This is a genomic window from Virgibacillus proomii (assembly GCF_018916875.1).
GTDB lineage: Bacteria > Bacillota > Bacilli > Bacillales > Amphibacillaceae > Virgibacillus > Virgibacillus proomii_B.
Window position 1 is genome coordinate 244472 of record NZ_JAHLNO010000004.1, and the last position, 18441, is coordinate 262912.

At 38.6% G+C, this 18441-nt stretch carries 18 protein-coding genes, 2 tRNA genes and 1 pseudogene; 14 read left to right on the top strand and 7 right to left on the bottom strand.

The window, feature by feature from the left end; translation table 11 throughout:
* The first annotated feature begins 69 nt into the window (after positions 1 to 69).
* From KQI21_RS02395 to KQI21_RS02430, 9 genes are all read left to right on the top strand, one after another.
* Positions 70 to 432 (top strand): hypothetical protein, encoded by a 363-nt coding sequence (locus tag KQI21_RS02395; RefSeq protein ID WP_216482408.1) that lies wholly within the window; start codon positions 70 to 72, stop codon positions 430 to 432.
* The gene (locus tag KQI21_RS02400; protein ID WP_216482410.1) at positions 425 to 649 is read left to right on the top strand and encodes a hypothetical protein; all 225 of its coding nucleotides are present in this window, start codon (positions 425 to 427) and stop codon (positions 647 to 649) included. Before KQI21_RS02395 ends, KQI21_RS02400 begins: the two co-directional genes overlap by 8 nt.
* Positions 650 to 669: 20 nt before the next feature.
* Complete coding sequence (locus tag KQI21_RS02405; protein WP_216482411.1) at positions 670 to 1155, top strand: hypothetical protein; 486 nt, start codon at positions 670 to 672, stop codon at positions 1153 to 1155.
* Between the two features lie 18 nt (positions 1156 to 1173).
* Positions 1174 to 1656: a hypothetical protein gene (locus tag KQI21_RS02410; RefSeq protein ID WP_216482412.1), complete on the top strand. Its 483-nt coding sequence runs from the start codon at positions 1174 to 1176 to the stop codon at positions 1654 to 1656.
* The gene (locus KQI21_RS02415) at positions 1649 to 2326 is read left to right on the top strand and encodes a hypothetical protein (protein WP_216482413.1); all 678 of its coding nucleotides are present in this window, start codon (positions 1649 to 1651) and stop codon (positions 2324 to 2326) included. Before KQI21_RS02410 ends, KQI21_RS02415 begins: the two co-directional genes overlap by 8 nt.
* 46 nt (positions 2327 to 2372) lie before the next feature.
* Positions 2373 to 2495, top strand: a complete 123-nt coding sequence (locus KQI21_RS16340; RefSeq protein ID WP_257790345.1) for a hypothetical protein — start codon at positions 2373 to 2375, stop codon at positions 2493 to 2495.
* Positions 2496 to 2516: 21 nt separating this feature from the next.
* A complete protein-coding gene (locus KQI21_RS02420) occupies positions 2517 to 2828 on the top strand; it encodes a hypothetical protein (protein ID WP_216482414.1) in 312 nt (103 codons plus the stop codon).
* 98 nt (positions 2829 to 2926) lie between these two features.
* Positions 2927 to 5245 carry a phage tail tape measure protein gene (locus tag KQI21_RS02425; RefSeq protein ID WP_253291271.1) on the top strand — a complete coding sequence of 773 codons (2319 nt, stop codon included), beginning with the start codon at positions 2927 to 2929 and terminating at the stop codon, positions 5243 to 5245.
* Between the two features lie 120 nt (positions 5246 to 5365).
* Positions 5366 to 6292 (top strand): hypothetical protein, encoded by a 927-nt coding sequence (locus KQI21_RS02430; RefSeq protein WP_216482418.1) that lies wholly within the window; start codon positions 5366 to 5368, stop codon positions 6290 to 6292.
* A gap of 656 nt (positions 6293 to 6948) precedes the next feature.
* Here the strand turns inward: KQI21_RS02430 and KQI21_RS02435 are convergent.
* Both KQI21_RS02435 and KQI21_RS02440 read right to left on the bottom strand, forming a co-directional pair.
* Positions 6949 to 7593 carry a DUF3102 domain-containing protein gene (locus tag KQI21_RS02435; RefSeq protein WP_216482420.1) on the bottom strand — a complete coding sequence of 215 codons (645 nt, stop codon included), beginning with the start codon at positions 7591 to 7593 and terminating at the stop codon, positions 6949 to 6951.
* Between the two features lie 281 nt (positions 7594 to 7874).
* On the bottom strand, positions 7875 to 8246 hold the full coding sequence (locus KQI21_RS02440) for a hypothetical protein (protein ID WP_216482421.1): 372 nt from the start codon (positions 8244 to 8246) through the stop codon (positions 7875 to 7877).
* Between the two features lie 572 nt (positions 8247 to 8818).
* Between KQI21_RS02440 and KQI21_RS02445 the strand changes: the two genes are divergently transcribed.
* Positions 8819 to 9406: a site-specific integrase gene (locus KQI21_RS02445; protein ID WP_216482422.1), complete on the top strand. Its 588-nt coding sequence runs from the start codon at positions 8819 to 8821 to the stop codon at positions 9404 to 9406.
* Positions 9407 to 9914: 508 nt separating this feature from the next.
* On the opposite strand, the gene KQI21_RS02450 is transcribed toward KQI21_RS02445, so the two are convergent.
* From KQI21_RS02450 to KQI21_RS02470, 5 genes are all read right to left on the bottom strand, one after another.
* Entirely contained in the window at positions 9915 to 10973 is a 1059-nt protein-coding gene (locus KQI21_RS02450; RefSeq protein WP_216482423.1) for a tyrosine-type recombinase/integrase, read from the bottom strand.
* Between the two features lie 164 nt (positions 10974 to 11137).
* Positions 11138 to 11211 (bottom strand) — tRNA-Arg (locus KQI21_RS02455).
* Positions 11212 to 11221: 10 nt separating this feature from the next.
* Positions 11222 to 11295: transfer RNA gene (locus KQI21_RS02460), tRNA-Gly, on the bottom strand.
* A gap of 290 nt (positions 11296 to 11585) precedes the next feature.
* Positions 11586 to 12110 (bottom strand): methyl-accepting chemotaxis protein, encoded by a 525-nt coding sequence (locus KQI21_RS02465; protein ID WP_216482424.1) that lies wholly within the window; start codon positions 12108 to 12110, stop codon positions 11586 to 11588.
* Positions 12111 to 12349: 239 nt separating this feature from the next.
* On the bottom strand, positions 12350 to 13729 hold the full coding sequence (locus KQI21_RS02470) for an amidase (protein ID WP_216482425.1): 1380 nt from the start codon (positions 13727 to 13729) through the stop codon (positions 12350 to 12352).
* Between the two features lie 302 nt (positions 13730 to 14031).
* Between KQI21_RS02470 and KQI21_RS02475 the strand changes: the two are divergent.
* The 4 genes and pseudogenes from KQI21_RS02475 to tig all read left to right on the top strand — a co-directional run bounded on the left by KQI21_RS02475 (position 14032) and on the right by tig (position 18241).
* Positions 14032 to 14324: pseudogene (locus KQI21_RS02475) on the top strand (DUF2089 family protein).
* A gap of 112 nt (positions 14325 to 14436) precedes the next feature.
* Positions 14437 to 14577: a hypothetical protein gene (locus tag KQI21_RS02480; protein WP_216482428.1), complete on the top strand. Its 141-nt coding sequence runs from the start codon at positions 14437 to 14439 to the stop codon at positions 14575 to 14577.
* Positions 14578 to 15852: 1275 nt separating this feature from the next.
* Positions 15853 to 16830 carry a tetratricopeptide repeat protein gene (locus tag KQI21_RS02485; RefSeq protein WP_216482429.1) on the top strand — a complete coding sequence of 326 codons (978 nt, stop codon included), beginning with the start codon at positions 15853 to 15855 and terminating at the stop codon, positions 16828 to 16830.
* 124 nt (positions 16831 to 16954) lie between these two features.
* On the top strand, positions 16955 to 18241 hold the full coding sequence (gene tig / locus KQI21_RS02490; RefSeq protein ID WP_216482431.1) for a trigger factor: 1287 nt from the start codon (positions 16955 to 16957) through the stop codon (positions 18239 to 18241).
* The last annotated feature ends 200 nt before the right edge of the window (positions 18242 to 18441 follow it).

The window sequence follows — 18441 nt, forward strand, 5'->3', positions numbered from 1 at the left end:
TAGTTACAAAAATAAAAAGTAACGGCGTTTTTTATATTCAATTTAAAAAAAAGAGAGGAATTTTAAACTATGGAAAAGAAAAACGACTGGCTTGAAAAGCGAAAAGAACTAGAACGAGAATTACTCGAGGCTATGCAAAAGGTACGGCACTACAACAGAACCTTGCGCCCTTATCGTACTGTAACCGATAGCGACTACAAGCAAGCTAAAAAGGACGTAACCCGGTTAGCTACCGAAATTAGTAATGGCGACCGGGAAGCAACCAAGCCCGCCGATCCGTACGAAGGCATGTCCGTCGCTCAATTACAGCAACTTTACGACGACAAAAAAGCCGAATACAAAGGCGGAGCAGGTAGCGGACGACAAGCAGCGGAGTTATTGACGATTAACACGCGTATTCAAGCTTTAGAAGCAGGCGAGGCAGGTGAGTAAGCATAACAACGAACTGTGGAAGCAAGAACCGGGGTGGCTAGCAGGCTACACGGAAGATCGCGAGTTGATAAGGCGGATTAAGCGATACAAACATGATTGGCGTATCACTGCCGACTACTTCAAAAACGGAAAGCTGATCGGCGTCCATTTCAAAATACCAAGCGAGCAGAGACGCCCGGCTGAACGTATGTTTGAATGTAAGGTTAAGTCAGATTAAGTCGTGGAGGGGATAAACTAGTGTACTGCATAACTAAGCAACACACGCATGTTGGTAACTTACCGCCTCAAACAACGTTAATCAAAATGGACAAGGACGGTAATAGTAGCCATTTAATCGATAACGAGGTCGTTTTAATCGTACAAGAGGACGAAAACAAGTACGAGATTACTTGCGGCAATAAGCTAATCGCACAAGGGATATACGACAATATATTTCAAACTGTCGATAGTTTGCGGAGGTTTGGATTGCCTTATCCTGATGTAGCCATATATACACACGAGGACGAGGAAACAGGAGAAAAACGTAGAGTAAGGCGGAAATACAGCCTCTTTGAAGAAGAAATACGACCAATAATTGTAAAGGTGGGGCAGTTAAATGGCGAAAAAATCGAACCAAAGTTTACGAGACTTGAAAGACCTCAATATGCGCAAAAAGATGACGGAGGGCAGGAACTGGACGCAGAGAATGCTTGCGGAGTTGGGCAACAAGCAGCGACAAAATAGAGTAAGGGAGGTCAATTAGTGCTATATAACGTTTATATTCACAAAGCAAGCGATGGCAAGAGATCGGTGTACGCCTATTTTATACAAAACGCATCAACGGGAAGCTACTCCGAGCATGTTATCGTCAAAAAGATTAAACGTAAGCAGGCGGAGGCGAGCGACAGGGAAAATGATTTTAAGGCGTTTCGAGCGATTATTAGACATACCTTCAAGCAAACCGATGTGCATAAAGCTAATTTCATTTTTGTTAATACACTTAACGAGTTTTTATATCAACTGGTCGGTGCTGAAGAAACCGAGCATACATATTTACGTGATTCCGCAAATTGGTTACTTCAGCGGTTTGTTGACTATAAATTAGAGTGGTCAGACGGTGAAGAACACCAAGCCATAGCGGTAATCGATAATGGAATGCAAGAATTAGAGCGACACAAAAGCGTATTATATCGTTTTCAGCGGTTAATCAAAAAGTTAAAAGGAGAGGAATTAACACATGAGTAAAGACGTAAGAACGGTAAAAGTTGAAAAATCGCAGGAACTAAAGGACTTAATCGCAAAATATCAACAACTGCAACGGCAAACAGAGGAACGTCGCAAGCAGGTGCAAGAACAGGCGGAGAAAGTGCAAGCGGAGTTATCGCAAGCCCATCAGCAATTAGAGCGCGCAATGGACGATACCCTCGCTGATCCAAGCAAAGAAAACGAAGAAAAGGAACGGCAGTTGCGTCGTAAAATTGCCGATCTACAATTCGATTTACAAGGCGCACAGGGGCGTAAAGATAGGGCGTTTAGATCGGGTTCATCCGACGCCAACGCAACTGCAAGGCAAGCGGTTCACCTCGCAAAACAAGAAGCACAAGACGCGATAGCACAGCACTTCGACACCGTTAAAAAGCGAATTGAGGACGCTAAGTACGAGTATTTAAAGGCGCTTGTTGGTTATCGACAATTTGAATTAGATGTAGAGCAGGGGATATTTTTTGATACGGTGCAGGCAGTGGGACAGGAAAATACAAACGTGCAACGACCAAGCGTGCCGATTTTATATCCCTTTAGGTTCCCGTCGGATGGTGATAATTTTTATGGAGTGGTTGATGTAGAGGTTAGCAGAGCATATAAACGCGGTATAATTACGCGCGGGAGTGTGCGACCGGAAAGAGAAATTAACTAACGGAGGGGCTGATGCCTCTCTTTTTTATTTAAGGAGGTGGTAAAAGTTGAAAAATAAGTTTGCTAAGGTATTTAGCTACACATTTGCAACCGTCATTTTAGTAGGCATGTTGTTAGCAGCAGTAGGATTAATGGCAATTGGATTAAACTTTATTTACAGCTTTTTATAAGCGATTGGGGGAGGGGTCAATTTGAACAACAAAAAAGACATACAAGATATAGTGGTTAGTTGCAATAATAAGGTTGAACATATGATAACTACTAAGCCAAGTCGCCTCACATATGAGAGAGCGGCTTTTTTAGTTGTGCAAGCTGAGTTAAAGCTTAAAAACTTAAAACTAAGCGCAGAGGATCGACAGCACTTCGCAATGTTACGTCTTGCCATGCAGGAACTCCGCAAAGCCCTACAAGCGGGCGCTAAGGGTGATCGCAAAAAACACGACGTACATATGCAAAAGTCGCAAGACCTAGCCAATGAGTACGCAAGGCGCGTTGATAGCTAATGGTCGGAGATGTACTGGTAAAAATAGGAGCAGATATATCGGACTTTACTTCCGGGCTAAACCGAGCCGCTCGAGATATGAGTTCGTTCGGCGATAGGATGAGTACGATAGGCACAACGGCAGCTACCGCATTCGGCGCGATTGCAACGGGAGGTGTAGTAGCGATAGGGGCTACGGTTAAAGCCGCGAGTGACTTTGAATCGGCGTTCGCCGGAGTCGAGAAAGTGCTATCAGGTTCGGAGCAAGACTTCGCAAAGTTAGCTAAAGGCATCCGCGACATGGCGAAGGAGATACCAGCAAGCACGGAAGAAATCGCAAAAGTTGCGGAGGTTTCTGGGCAATTAGGCGTAAGCAAGAAAGACTTGCTCGACTTTACACGAACAATGGTCGATTTAGGTAACACGACCAATTTAAGTGCGGAAGAAGCGGCGACGTCAATCGCTAGGTTTTCGAACATTATGGGAACGTCGTTAAGCGATGCTGACCGTTTAGGTTCGGTTATTGTGGACCTCGGTAATAATTTTGCCGTAACTGAAAGTGAGATTACCGCTATGGGTATGCGATTAGCTGGAGCAGGTAAGCAAATCGGATTATCAGAGTCGGAGGTACTTTCGTTTGCCGCATCTCTATCGAGTTTGGGACTTACGGCAGAAGCCGGAGGTAGCGCATTTTCTCGAGTTTTCCTAAACATGAAAACGGCGACTATGGAAGGCGGCGAGTCATTAGAAAACTTCGCTAAAGTTGCGGGAATGTCTACAGACGAATTTACAAAATCATTCGAAAAGGACGCAGCGGGGGCAGTATTATCGTTTTTAAAGGGATTAGACTCAATGAACCAAGAAGGCGGTAACACAGTCGGCATGTTAAAAGACCTCGGTCTAAACGAAATTATCGTTAGAGACTCGCTATTAAGGGCGTCAGAGGCTACTAACGTCTTTAGTGACGCATTAAAAACGGGAACATCAGCTTGGCAGGAAAACAGTGCGTTAACAGAAGAAGCGGCTAAGAGATACGAAACATTTGCCTCAAAAGCTGAGGTTTTGTGGAACAAGATACAAGATATCGCTATTTTAATCGGAACGCCGTTAATGGAAGCACTATCTCTTATGATTGAGGGTATAACTCCGGTAATTGACGCAATGGGGCGATTAGCCGAATGGTTTGCAAACACAAATCAGACGTTTCAAATGTTTATTTCGTTTGGCGTTATCATCGGAACTGTTCTCGCTGCACTTGCCGCGGGAATTGGAATAGTAATCGCTGTAGTCGGTCAAATGATGATCGGGTTTACGGCTGTAGCTACTGCCGTTGGTCTTACGTCAGTAGCGTTAGCTAAGGTAATCGCAATAGTAGGCGGAGTTATTGCTGCAATAACAGCTATTGTCGGTATAGTCGTGTGGGCGTATAGCGAATTTGATTGGTTTAAAAATACAGTAAACGCCGTTTGGGATGCGATTAAAACAGGAGTACAGGTCGCGTTTGAGTTTATCCGCGAGATAATTACGACGGTGGTTAACGCGGTAGTTTCGTTTGCAGGGGAACAACTAGCGAAGTTTCAAGCGCTTTGGAACGAACACGGAGCGGCGATAGTTGCCGGAGTAAAGGGCGGATTTGGGATAATCAAAGCCGTAGTGTCGGGAGGAATGTCGTTTATTAAAGGGATTTTTCAAATCGTCTGGCCGCAAATCTCAACCATCGTAAAAATAGCTTGGGGCTTGATAAAAACAATCGTAGGTTCGGCTATTGACATTGTTGTAGGTCTGATCGATGCTGGAATGTCGATAATGAAAGGCGATTGGGAAGGCGCTTGGGATGCGATAAAAGGTATCGGTGAAGATATTTGGCACAACATCGAAGAATTCTTTAAAAACATCGATTTAATGGAAATCGGTAAGGACGTAATCGGCGGTTTTATCAATGGTATCTCTAGCATGGCAGACGGCGCAATCGAAACAGCTAAAGAAGTCGGAAATAACATTAAAAATACGCTAATAGACTTCTTCGACATCAACTCACCGTCTCGTGTTATGCGCGATGAAGTGGGTAAAATGATCGGTAAGGGTCTAATCGAAGGTATGGACGCAGAGTTACGGTCGATACAAAAAATGGCGGAAAGAATTGCCCAAGCGGCTACTCCAGAACAACCTAAACTAGCCGGCTTCGACACCGGACAAATGCGCGCACATACTCGTACAGCTACGGCAAGGCTACAAGCAGAGTTGAGTGCGAGCGGTTCGGGCAGTGGGAGCGAAGTATTTTACGAGATGCGGGACGAGATTCACGAAATGCGAATGGAGTTGAGAAAACAAAAGCAGATGATCGTCGAAATGGATGCTAGAGAGGTAGGTAGAGCGGTCGAACGCTATGTAACCGAGGAGCAGAAATTTAACGAACGAGTGCGGAAGAGCTTCCTTTAACCAGTTGAGGCGTTCCTTTTTGGAGGGGCGTCCTCTTTTTTTTTGCCAAAATTAGGTTATTATGCGAAAATACTTATAAATTAAGTAAATTGAATTAGGTAGTAAGGAGGGGGAGGTTGGATGAAGAAAATAAGAGAGTGGCACAAAAACCTATCTAAGCCAAAGAAAATTGTGTTATGGGGTATCATTTGTTGGTTATTTATTGCAAGTGCGGTTAGACAGTACATCGGGGAGGACTCAGCTTATTCACAGGAGAAATCCAAAGAAGCGGTAGAAATTGAAGAGAGGGAAAAAGAGTTAGAAGAACGGGAAGGTAAATTAAAAGAAGCTGAGAGAAAAACTAAAGAGGAACAGCGGAGAGCGGAGAAGGAACGGGAAAAGGCAGAAAAAGAAATGGAAGAATTGGAGCACGAGAAAAAAGAGCTAGAGGAGAAAAAAGAGAAAGAAGCTAAAGAAAAGCGTGAGAGATCAGAGAAGAAAGCGAAGGAAGAAAAGAAAAAAGTAGATAAGGAGGAGAAGAAGAAACAAGAGAATAAGAAAACCAAAAAAGAAAATAAAGTAGCTGTTAAAGAAAAAGACAAAAAGAATCCTAAACCAAAAAAGAAAAAAGACCTTGAAAGTTGGGTCGTTAAAACAATAAATGATGAACTAGGAAAAGAATCCAATACAGATAAAAAACGTATAGCAAAAGTTGATTTGATAGATTACGTATTCACCGAAGATAATGACAAAGACCGAATTGTGAATGTACATATTAATGCCGACGATAGTTTTACTTCAAAAATGATTGGTACAGGAATACTATCTAATTCATCTGATGTATTCCAAAGGCTTTTTAAAGATAAAAGAGTCGCAGAAGTCGGATTGTTTTGGCAGCTAGGAACGGTGGATAAATATGGAAACACTTCGGAGGATGTTATCGCTAGGATAATATTGAAACGCGATACCTTTGAAAAGATAAACTTTGACAAATTCCTTTACCAAGACTTTGAGCATGTAGCAGATTCCTTTTTTATGCGAGATGAATTTAAAGAACATACAAACTAAACGTAAAACCCGTCAAGGCTAATTCGGACTGGTCGTTAACTCCGGCAAGGTACGGAGGGTTAACTTACGAAATCCTCGGCGAACCATATCCGCACGTAGTTACGGTTAAAACTGGACCAGGTAAGCGTAATATTTACATACATCCGAGTACGGGCGCGCTGATTAAATAGCGGAACGAATTAAAGAGCGAATTTCCAAACGGACATTTTCGAAATACATTCGGAGGTGTCCGTTTTTTCGATTACGTAGATTTTCACTAAAACTAAAGCGTATGAGGCGTTTTGTGTGTCGCGGGTATTAATACATTCGCAATTAAATACAGACGCCTTTTTCTCGCTTATTTTTATAAAAAGCTGTCAGTTACACACATTTTTGAGCGGAGTATTTGTGGTCGACGTCTACCACAACCTAAAACGGACGATGTCGTCCTAATTGTGCCACGTGGAATATTTTGAATCAAATCTTGCTTGTGACAATTTCTCACGACCATATCTAATGCTGAATAGGTTCTTCGCATTTTGCGAATAGCTCCTCCCATTTTGGGAGAATCGGGCGTATATTCTTGTTTGTCAAAATTACGATTGGTATTTCGGTAGATTAGGTTGATTCTGCGGAATGCTTTTGTAAAATTTGCAAGAGGCCGGTTCGCTTTCCTCCTAAAACTCAAATACGTTGTATGTTATGGCATCGTCATTTCCGACCCTCCTCGTATTTTCTTCGTATATAGTGGAATCTCCATATAGCCTACGATAAGTATCGTTCTCCCTCCGCAAGTCCTCGTAGTCCTCCGGCTGTATATACTCCGTTTTTATTTCTAGTTCTCTTTCCGCCAACTGCTCGTACTTTCTCGCCGCTATCTCTGCACTGTTACGTGCCTGCTCTAACTGACGCTCCGTTTGTTTCAATTTACGCTTAACTTCCCGTAACTCTCTAACGGTCATTTCATCAACCGTTTTGGTTTTACCGTTAGAAAGAGTGTGTTCTTTGTTTCGTTCTTCTTGTGGAAGCGTTGCTATTTCATAAAGAGCTCGGAGTCCTTTTTGAGTGTACGTACACTCATTTCCTAATTCATCAGCAACTTTAATGAACTTATCTGCCTGCGCTCTATCTATTTCGATTTCTTCTTTACACCATTTCGACCATTCCCCGTGGACAAGATCATTCTCTTTTACGTGTTTCAATCGCCTCCCAATCTCGAAAATTGCTTCGCCTGCTACTTGTTTGTAGGCATTTATTTCGGCTGTTATTATGTTTATGTCAGAAGATAGCTCCTGATTTGGTTGTTCTCTTACTTCGTTCAACTTTCTCACTCCTTTATTCAGTTAGCATTTTCCGAAGTATCTTTATAGTAGTTATTTTTCGGAATGTATTACATGACCCGGACTTGAAAGTGATTTTCTTTCAAGGACGTAGGTTTTTCTTTTTTTTTTACTTACTCCGAAAAGGTACTTAATTACGTCTATTTTTTAGCGCTGGTATCTTTTCTTGTTAAAAGAATAGTTCTTGTTAAAACATGGTTCTAGTTAGTGCAACCTACATCCATGGTGGCTACAGACCACGTGACTACAGGTTGCATGGATAGCTATGTTAACTCCTCCGGCTCTTCGTCTTTTTTCATTTGCGTATATGCTTTGTTGATCGAGTAGTTCCCGCTAAAGACTAATTCGAACAAGTCTGGACGACTTTTATAGACTGCGAGTAAATAAGCCATTGACGATTTACCTATTCCGGCTTTCTTTGCGAGGATTTCGTTTGTTTTTCCTCCTTCAATCGATTGTTCCAAATTTGGAACATTTGTTAATCTTCCTAATTCTCTATTCAATCTCTCTGCGTTCTCCGCCTGTCTTTCCCTAGCCTTCCTCCGTTCTTCCTCGTAAAACAGTCGAATTACAATCGCAGCTTTTTGTCCGTTTTTCAAGTCGTCTCGATTTAGTTTGGTTTCGGTAATATACATAAAAATTGTACAAAATCGGTCATAAGTACTTATTTATTTATCTACGTAAGTATCTGTATGTGTCTAAGTAATTAAGTAAGCGGACGGAAAGGTCGAAGTTTTAAATTTTGTAGGAAATTTTTTTTAATGACGGAGTTGTTTCGGCTTTTCCTCTCGTTTCCTTGTTGTATCCCATAATTTAGGAGGTCAAAATGAAAAAATGTTGTACGCAAATTGCGCAGGTCAGGCAAACCCGATCCAAAAACGAACACCCCCGCCCCCTTTCCTCGTTTACTTTTCCGATCATTTATTCTGTTTGTTTTCAGTGGAGCCTTAAGCGGGTTTGAGGACGTTACGCCTTCCCTTGCTTGCCTTTGCTGTGCTCGTCTTGGCTTGTCTTGTGCTGTGCTTACTTACTCTGTTGTTCTTTCATTGGGTTATGTCTGTGTGTTGAATGTAATCTTATACCTATTTCCTTACATACGATATCTTGTATTATAAGCGTTATATAGTTGACTATCATTTGAATGTACGTTAATATGGAATTACCACATATAATCATACATACGATTTGCTATAAAAGGGGTGGGGAAATGACGAATACGGTAGACGTACAACCGTTAAGATCTACCGAAGAAATAGAGGAGTTCCGAGAAGCCTTAAAAATAGCAGGAAAAGGCGTTGGGCAAATGAATCAATCAGCACGTAATTTGCTGCTCTTTACTATTGGAATTAATACTGGGCTAAGAATCGGCGATATAGTAAGGCTAAAAATAGCAGACGTAAAAGGACGAACAAACTTCACAATTCGAGAAGGCAAAACGCAGAAAAAGCGGACTGTTCACTTAAACGCAATAATGGCGGACATAGCCGAGTACATAACAGAATATTTACCAGACAAACCAGACGACTATTGGCTGTTTCCTAGTCGTAAAGGAAACGGACATATCACAACGACGCAGGCTTATCGGATACTTAACAAGGCGGCAGACTTGATCGGAAGGAACGACATAGGAACGCATACACTCCGAAAAACATTCGGCTATCACTATTACCAGCGTACAAAAGACGTAGCAACGTTAATGGAAATATTTAATCATGCAGATCAAGCGACTACTAAACGATACATCGGAATACGTGAGCAGGAAATTGCGAAATCACTTCGGGATTTTCGGCTGTAAAGGGCGGGCTAATATCGTAGCTCGCCTTATTTTGTTACGTGAAAATTTCGGAGGGTTCGTCTCGTGAACGCGTTGCCCGGCAAAAAGAAGCCAAAACGTTTTGGAAGGCACGCGCAACCGTCCGATGCCCTGCATATACTATCCGCAAGTTTAGCCGACTTGGGATCGCTTTGAATCGCGGAGAAATGCCTTATAATGTCGTATACAATTCCGCTTAATTTTCGATTCCCTCATTATATGCTACGGAAAAGGTAAATAAGTCACAATGACTCTAAGAAAATATCGGCATATGTAAACGAATCATAACAATAGTAAATCGTGATGTTTCCGATTCCTTCATTAATATGTTACGTTTCAGTACGTAGTCACAATCCGTTTACATTGCCCTTTGCCCGTTTTACACTTTGCTCAGCTAAATAGGTGCAGTCTAAGCACCGAGTCGAAGCATTACCTCATAAAAAATATAATGTGTTTTCAAATTACTAATTTGTAAGTCATTGGTTAATGTTTAGTTATTTTTCTTATATGGTGTTCCTGTATACTTACGTAATGGCGAGTGTTTTGAATGTTGTTGCCTTATGTGATCAGAGTTCATTTGAATATATTTCCGAGTAGTTTTAATGTCCGAATGATCTAGTATTTTTTGTAATGTAAATAAATCTCCTCCATTTAATAAGTAATCCCTAGCAAAAGTGTGCCTAAATTGATGAGGGTGTAATGTTTCCATTCCAATTTTCTTTTTAAGCCTATTTAAACGTTTTCTGAAAGCTTCTGAATTAAAAGGTTCACCGTAAGCATTTAAAAATATTAAATTACTCTCTCCAAAATATTCTTTTGATTCTTGGTGTAATTCTAATAACCTTTTAGTAACCTCTCGGCTTATTGGAACATCTCGATATTTTCTGTTTTTTGCTACCTCTGATGTTACAGTTACTTCGTTAAATTTTGTGTTTACTTGATCGATGGTTAACGTAACAGCCTCATTAATACGTAGTCCACTATCCAATAATAGATAAATTAACGTTTTGTCTCTCCATTGAGCGTACTGTCTCTCGTCCAAGGAACCTAATATACGACTTATTTCTTCTTCCGATAAACCTTGAACTTCTTCTACTTGATCTGTCCTTACGGGTTTGATCGTTGCCATTGCGTTGGTGGTTGTTATTCCTTCTGTATACCAAAAACGGCACATCGTCCGTAACGTCCGTAGCCTTATATTTACTGTATTAGGGGACAAACCCTCTTTTTTACTTTTTCTATTCTCATCTTCCTCGTAAGTTTTTCTTTCTTTTAATAGATACATAATATATTTGCGGATTATATTCGGTGTCAACTCCTTGAGAAGAAAATCAGGATTTCCAGTATAATCGAGGAGATAACGAATATGGCGACGATATTCTTCCACAGTTCTACTGCGAACTCCTTCCGCTTCTTTTGCCTGAATGAACATTTCTAATGCTTCACTTACTGTAATATCAGTTTGTTGGACATCGTAAAGCTGTTGGACGTTTTGACGATCTGTGTCCCTTTTATTAGGTTTTCTCGTTCCTATGATTTTTTTACCCAAAATAAAAAGCCTCCTTTTCTACGGATTATGTCCCGTAAAAGGAAGCTTCTGAGTCCGACAAACTGTAGCGAAAATACATCGTTACACTTATCGACAAACTTTAATATCAACACTCATCGAATATTCTCTACGTAGTGTCATGCGTGGGTTTATAACGTTCAATACGTCCCAGGAGAGATTCGAACTCCCGACCCACAGCTTAGAAGGCTGTTGCTCTATCCAGCTGAGCTACTGGGACAAATAATATATGGAGCGGGTGAAGGGAATCGAACCCTCGTCATCAGCTTGGAAGGCTGAGGTTTTACCATTAAACTACACCCGCATTGAAATAGGTTTGAACGATCGTCGTTTTTACCGACAAGAATCATTATATAAACTTACGTCAGATTTGTCAACACTTACCGGTAGAATAATTATATTTGTTATTTTAGTAAAAATGTGAAAATATATAGCGCAATCGAAAAGAGCTCTATAGCTAATTTAAGTTTTAGAGCTCTTTAGAAAAATATATGTTAATTAATTTCATTGGTTAATACTTCAATATGCGTTTTTAATTTATTTGTTATCTCATTTCATTCTTCAGTCATTTGTAAAGGTCTCAGCTTCGGCTTCTTAGCTTTGGACGGCTTGGGTTATGTCTGTTAATTGTTCAGATGTCTGTTCAATATTTTGCATAATATCATCAATAACAGTTTTAATTTTATCTGTTGCATGAGAAGAGTCTTTTGCCATCTTCCGGACATCTTTAGCAACGACTGAAAAAGTGCGTCCCTGTTCCCAAGCTTTAGCTGCTTCAATCGCTGCATTAAGACCAAGCAAATTCGATTGTTCGGAAACGTTATTGATAAATTGAGTCACTTCATTAATTTCCTCGGAATTCTGTTTGAAGCATTCGGAATGTGCAGCGATTTCCTGAACAGTTGCTGATAGTTCTTCCGTTTGTGAGAGCATATGATGTACTCTTCCTTGGATATGATCGGACAGGCCTTCCAAAGACTGAGTAATTTCAAGGAATTGGTACTCTTGATCTAAACTGACTCCAATGCCTAGACAGCCTGCCAGTTCACTGTTATCGAATAATGGAATGCCAACACCTTTAAATGGTTCCCCATATTCTGGTAGAGTTTTAATAATCATGCGTCCTCGGTTGTAAATTACTTGTCCAAATAAATCATGATAATAAAATGGATCTCCAGTATTTACTTTCGCATCAAGCGTTTTGCCTGGTGCATAATATAAGAATTTTTCTAAATCAAAACACCAACAAATATATTCTCGTTTTGTAACAACTCTGTTATGATTGGTGCAGTCTCAACTACATTACGCAGTACAGCAGAATTAATTTGTTCCGCATTCTTCATATTGTTCACTCTATACTAAAGACTTTTAGCGACTGCAGATCGCTTGTCGTAAAAATCTGCTAAATATGCTTGCTCAAAAGCAAATCCTGCACGAATTAACAGAGATTCATAGTTATATATACTTACAAGTTGAAGTCCAATTGGTAATCCATCATTAGTTAACCCCATAGGAAGCGATAATGCGGGATGACCAGTTAAGCTAAATAAGCGAGTAAATCTAGTCAGAGAACTAAAGATATCTTCTTCTAAATCGTCGATTTCAATTACTTCTGTATGAATTGGTTTAGGGCTAGCAGGCAAAGTAGGTGTTGCGATAATATCGACCTCCATTAGAACTTCGTCAACTTCACTGGTTGCTATCTTTTGCCAATGTAGGGCTTTTAGATAATTTATTGCAGGGATGGTTTTACCTTGTTGTAGATGTGTTTTTACATCTTCGCCGAATTGATTCAACTTACCAAGAAGATTTTTTTCGTGTGTAGATGCTCCTTCAACTAGTGCAATCGGAAATACTTGGCCGCTAGCTTCTTGTACAGATGGCAGCTCTATTTCCATAAGAATCGCACCGAGTTTTTCCAATTTTTGGAGGGATTTTTGATATGAAGTGCGGATTTCTGGCTCTAAATATTCGGTAAAATATTTAGTAGCAACACCGATGCGCATCCCTTTAATATCTGTTTGACAATGTTCAAGATAAAATCTATCTGTTAATCCGTACATAACAATGGCTAAATCTGTGATGTTTTGTGTCATAGGACCAACGTGGTCTAATGTCCATGATATTCCCTGCAATCCATTTGTTTTTATCTTTTGTCTAGTGGGCTTGAGCCCGACTATTCCACAAGCAGAAGCAGGAATGCGGATCGAACCTCCTGTATCAGTACCAATGGAAGCAAATCCTAAGCCAGCAGCGACAGCAGCTGCTGACCCACCACTAGACCCTCCCGGGATGTGATCGAGTTTCCATGGATTTTTAACTGCACCATAAAATGGATTGTTTGAAGTGATGCCAAAAGCAAATTCATGTAAATTTGTTTTCCCTAAATTAATTGTATTCGCTCTTGTGAATTGTTTTACAATGGTAGCATCCTCGTTTGGGATGAAATCTTTAAAGATGTACGAACCGCTTGTCGTTTTTATTCCTTTTGTAAAAATTAAATCTTTATACGATATCGGTACCCCTTGAAGCACATTTAATTGCACTCCATTCAGCCAGTTTTTTTCAGCAATGCGAGCTTGAGCTAAAGCTTGCTCATGAGAAATGGTAATAAATGCATTTACCGTTTTGTTGACCTCATCTATTCTCTTTAGCTGTTCCATTGTAATCTCGATTGGCGAAAATTCTTTATTTCTGTAGCCGTTGATAAGATCGGATATTGACATCGTTTCTATCATGAATAAGCCCCCTATAATTACGGTTTAAGGATTTTATAATATTTTCTTATCCAAATGGTGTGATTAAACATAGTCAAAAACTGAGCCGTTATGTTTCGTTATTGAAAGAATATTCCGGGTTCTTCAAAGTCTCACTTTATTATTATCGGTTCTAGCAATTAAATAGTTTACTAAAATTTAAACATATTTCGGTTAGATTGAATGTATATTATTTTTTATTTAAAAAGATAAATTTTAGTTCAATTATAGATTTTTAATAAAATATGATGTGATTCGAGTGTGGCAAAAAGAGGTGTGGACAGATGATAAAAGAGTTACCGGATTGGATAGAAACTCTAGAAAGTGAAGATCTTGAATTTATTAAGCAGTTTGTTTTAAATTCTGGATCCTTAAAGCAAATTGTTAAAATTTATGATGTATCCTACCCAACGGTAAGAATTAGATTGGAGCGGTTAATAGGAAAAATCAAAGTGACAGAAACAACGGAACAGAAAGCCTTTATTAAGCAGTTATCAATTGATGATCGTATTCGAATCGAAGACGCAAAACAGTTATAGAAAAATATAAAGAAGAAAGGAAGAAATATAATGAATAAAATTGAACCTGTGTTTATTTACGCTGGTAACTGCAATATTTCCTTTCCTTAAGCCGTAATAAGTATTTTGGGGACCGGTACATCCAGCGATGCTAGTAATGTTTATGGGAAAATGGAGCCTTTTGTTGCTGTGCTGATTCTTACGATTGTCGGATTACTTTTTTTGACAGAACAAACACAAAAAGCGAAAAAAGAGACACAAGAACGCAGTAGAAAAGAATTAAATAAAATGAAAACACAAGATATTAATTAGGAGAGGCAATTAGTAGGATAAAAAGTGCTACGTATAGTATCCAATCAATAGAAAAAGAACCCAATTTTCCAGGATAACCATTTCTGGAAAATTGGGTTAGAATGACTTTGTAACAAGTTAAAGTAAATTTTCCCTTGTACCAACGTGTTTGCAGATGTCTTTCTATTTCACCAGAGTTAGTATTAACATAAAAAGCTTCATTAATATAGTTGCTTTTGATGATTATTTTCCATTTTCTTTCCATCCTCTAAATAAAAATTTAAATGCTTAATTACACGTAAGGTATAAAAATTACAGTAGGTTAAATGTATAGGTGGATGTTGAAAAAGCCTGTCTATAACACATTATCTTTTTTTGTTCTTAGCACCCCATGCTAAAAGCACATCTTCATGCTCACAAAACCTAGAAAAGCTTCGACAGCGATACCTCACGTAGGGAAACATCGCATCGACACGTCTCGATCTTTCAATGATATCTGTGATCTTAGCTGACCTCTACCTTTTTTAAACCCGCACTTATAAGCATTTTATTAATGAAGAGCAATTGTTTTCCGTTTATACTGAAAATGATAAAATATATTAATATCCATATATATTTATTATTTATGATTTTTTTGAATCTATCTAGCAAGTGCAAACGTATTAATAAATGAAGGGTTAAAAATAATTTCTTTGTACAAAAGATCATAAAATTTTTAAGCTGAAAATAAGACGACATCAGTGGTAAATTAAACTCCGTAAAGGATTGGTATTGCTCTTTCTTTAAACATCTTATATTAGATGGACGATATTATGAGAGAAATGGTTCCTCAATACCCGATTGGTTTAGGGCTACAGGACAGAGTTGCTACGACAGCAATACTTAGCGGTTTTTCGAGGACAAGCTTCTTGAATAGTCATCGCGATTTTTCAAGGACAAGGAAAGCTTCGAGAGCGATGATTTTTCAAAACGTCACCGATCTTAGACTTTGATCTTAAAAAACATTCTTTGAATGGTGTTTCAACTAAATCTCGTCGGAAGATATCCGGAGCGATTGCGTTTTTGTTATTTACTTAATTATCTATGGTTATGTTTTAAATGTATACCTTCCACTCATTGAAATGTTGTCTTGGATTTCTCATATCTTTTAACTCCATTTAAATACGCATACGTACTTTAAGCCAAATTTGTTTAACAAATTATCGGAGTAAGGTTTCGAATTTCTTTGCTTAGGGAAAAAATATTTAGTACGTTATAGTTAATTCTGTTATGATAAACATAGAAAGGAGGAGCAGTATGCAGCAACCGGAAAATGTAATTCTTTTTCCGAAATGGCGCAATGTTTTAGAGGAAGAAAGCTTAGCAGCACTTAAAGCAAGAAGGTTCGAGGAAGCGCTAGAAAAATTAAATCAATTATTAAGCTATCAGGTAAATAGCTATGAGATTATTAGTGGCAAGCTTATTTGTTTAATTGAATTGGGTCGGTATAAAGAAGCTCAAGAAATATGTGAAGATGTACTGCAGCAAAAAGATAAATATTATTATCATTATTTACATATTTATTTGACAGTTCTATTTCAAACAAACCAATATGATTTGCTGATGGAACAGGTCGAAGAGGAATTTGAAAAACAAGAATTGCCAGCATTGTTAAAGGAACAATTTGATCAGCTATACGAAATGAGTAACAAAATGAAAGCTGATGTCGTTGTCGAACATACTACAGTATACTTAGATGATCTGGAACAAGCGATTGCCGCTAACGATTATCAAAAGCAGTGGCATTTGATAGAAGAATTAAGAAGAACAAAAAGTGAGCCTACTAGAAATGTACTGGCTCTCTTGGCAGCAGATGATATACACCCGGTAATTAAAACAGCTATTATAGTTTGGCTTCAGGATATTGAATATAAAGAAACTGTAGAAATACATAAATGGGGAAAAAATATTCAACTGCAACCACAAGCTATTGGTGATATACATAATCATACACTTGCAAGGAAAATATTGTTACTTATTAGTGATTTAGAGCAAAAAAATCCTACCTTGTATGAACTGTTAAAGCAGTTGTTATATCATTATATTTATGTTAGGTTTCCAATATTGCCAGCCAATAAGGAAGCAGAAAGTATTGCTACAGCTTTAAAAACCATTGGCACCAAGTATTTAAATAGTCATGATAAGCTTGGTGAAGAACAGCGGAATATAAATGATTACATAGAGGAAATTGAACAGTGTGAAACGCTGTATTCCAGTGTGATTGAAGAAAGCTAGAATGAATCGAAAATGCTTGAAAGGCATAGCAATTATGTTATAATAAAATGGTTGTAAATCTTGATCATTAATGCAATTGAACGTGTGAAAAATGAAGGACACAATAGATTTTGGAGGGAATTATATGTCAGTCAATTGGGAAAAACAAGAAGGAAATGAGGGTGTACTTACATTTGAAGTAAGTGCCGAAGAATTTAATAAGGCATTAGACAAAGCATTTAAAAAAGTTGTTAAGGATGTACAAATCCCTGGATTCCGTAAAGGAAAGATACCACGCGGATTGTTTGAAAAGCGTTTTGGGGTAGAAGCACTCTATCAAGATGCAGTTGATTTTGCATTACCTACTGCCTATATGCAAGCAGTAGAAGAAGCTGACATTGAGCCGATAGATCAGCCGGAAATTGATATCGATCAAATTGAAAAAGGAAAGCCGTTAATATTTACTGCTAAAGTAATGGTAAAGCCTGAAGTAAAGCTTGGTGAATATAAAGGATTAGAAGTAGAAGACGAAGAAGTAGAAGTAACAGATGAAGATGTAATGCATGATCTTGAACATCAACGTGAACGTCATGCAGAATTAGTAATTAAAGAAGAAGGGGAAATTGAAGAAGGCGACACGGCTGTAATTGATTTCGAGGGCTTTATTGATGGAGAGCCTTTTGAAGGTGGAAAAGCAGAGAACCATTCTTTAGAAATTGGATCTGGGCAGTTTATTCCTGGTTTTGAAGACCAACTAATTGGCAAGAAATCTGGAGAAGAACTAGAAATAAATGTTACCTTCCCAGAAGATTACCATGCAAAGGAATTTGCAAGTAAAGATGCTACATTTAAGGTCAAAATTCATGAAGTTAAATCTAAAGAATTACCAGAACTTGATGATGAGTTTGCAAAAGATGTAGATGATGAAGTGGAAACACTTGAAGAACTAAAAAATAAAACAAAAGAGCAATTGCTAGAGCAAAGAAAACAAAATGCTGAAAATAAAAAACAAGAAACATTAATCGAAAAAGCAAGTGAAAATGCTGAAGTAGATATTCCTGAAGTAATGATAGAAAATGAACTTGATCAAATGGTACAAGAATTTGAACAGCGTCTGCAAATGCAAGGTATGACATTAGAAATGTATTCTCAATTCTCCGGTCAAGATAAAGATGAGCTAAAAGAACAGATGAGAGAAGATGCTGAGAAACGTGTTAAAACAAGCCTTACTCTAGATGCAATTGTGGAAGCAGAGGGTCTGGAAGCATCTGATGAAGATGTGGAAAAAGAACTTGATAAAATGGCGGAAATGTACGGCACAGATAAGGAGCAGATCCGTAAAATGCTTGGTGCAAATACTGACGCCATAAAAAAAGATTTGAAGAAAAGAAAAGCAATTGATTTCTTAGTTGAACAAAGTAAAGCTGTTTAATGTTTTCAAATGAGGTATAGAGCATAGATAATTAGGTAACCATGAAAACAAGGTGTGGACACACACCTTGTTTTTCCGTATCTGGAGATTGAAGTATGTTGTTTTTGTCGAATTTTGAAAAATGAGCGATTGGTAAGTTCATTTTTGCACGGAGATAAATTTTAACCTAGAAAACCGTTAGCAAGTTTAACCAGTTGAAA

Excerpts from the sequence above, each read along its gene's own strand:
- KQI21_RS02480 (WP_216482428.1), top strand. The coding sequence starts at position 14,437 with ATGGAGCCTTTTGTTGCTGTGCTGATTCTTACGATTGTCGGATTACTT.
- KQI21_RS02425 (WP_253291271.1), top strand. The coding sequence starts at position 2,927 with ATGAGTACGATAGGCACAACGGCAGCTACCGCATTCGGCGCGATTGCA.
- tig (WP_216482431.1), top strand. The coding sequence starts at position 16,955 with ATGTCAGTCAATTGGGAAAAACAAGAAGGAAATGAGGGTGTACTTACA.
- KQI21_RS02395 (WP_216482408.1), top strand. The coding sequence starts at position 70 with ATGGAAAAGAAAAACGACTGGCTTGAAAAGCGAAAAGAACTAGAACGA.
- KQI21_RS02445 (WP_216482422.1), top strand. The coding sequence starts at position 8,819 with ATGACGAATACGGTAGACGTACAACCGTTAAGATCTACCGAAGAAATA.
- KQI21_RS02470 (WP_216482425.1), bottom strand. The coding sequence starts at position 13,729 with ATGATAGAAACGATGTCAATATCCGATCTTATCAACGGCTACAGAAAT.
- KQI21_RS02485 (WP_216482429.1), top strand. The coding sequence starts at position 15,853 with ATGCAGCAACCGGAAAATGTAATTCTTTTTCCGAAATGGCGCAATGTT.
- KQI21_RS02415 (WP_216482413.1), top strand. The coding sequence starts at position 1,649 with ATGAGTAAAGACGTAAGAACGGTAAAAGTTGAAAAATCGCAGGAACTA.
- KQI21_RS02440 (WP_216482421.1), bottom strand. The coding sequence starts at position 8,246 with ATGTATATTACCGAAACCAAACTAAATCGAGACGACTTGAAAAACGGA.
- KQI21_RS02465 (WP_216482424.1), bottom strand. The coding sequence starts at position 12,110 with ATGATTATTAAAACTCTACCAGAATATGGGGAACCATTTAAAGGTGTT.
- KQI21_RS02430 (WP_216482418.1), top strand. The coding sequence starts at position 5,366 with ATGAAGAAAATAAGAGAGTGGCACAAAAACCTATCTAAGCCAAAGAAA.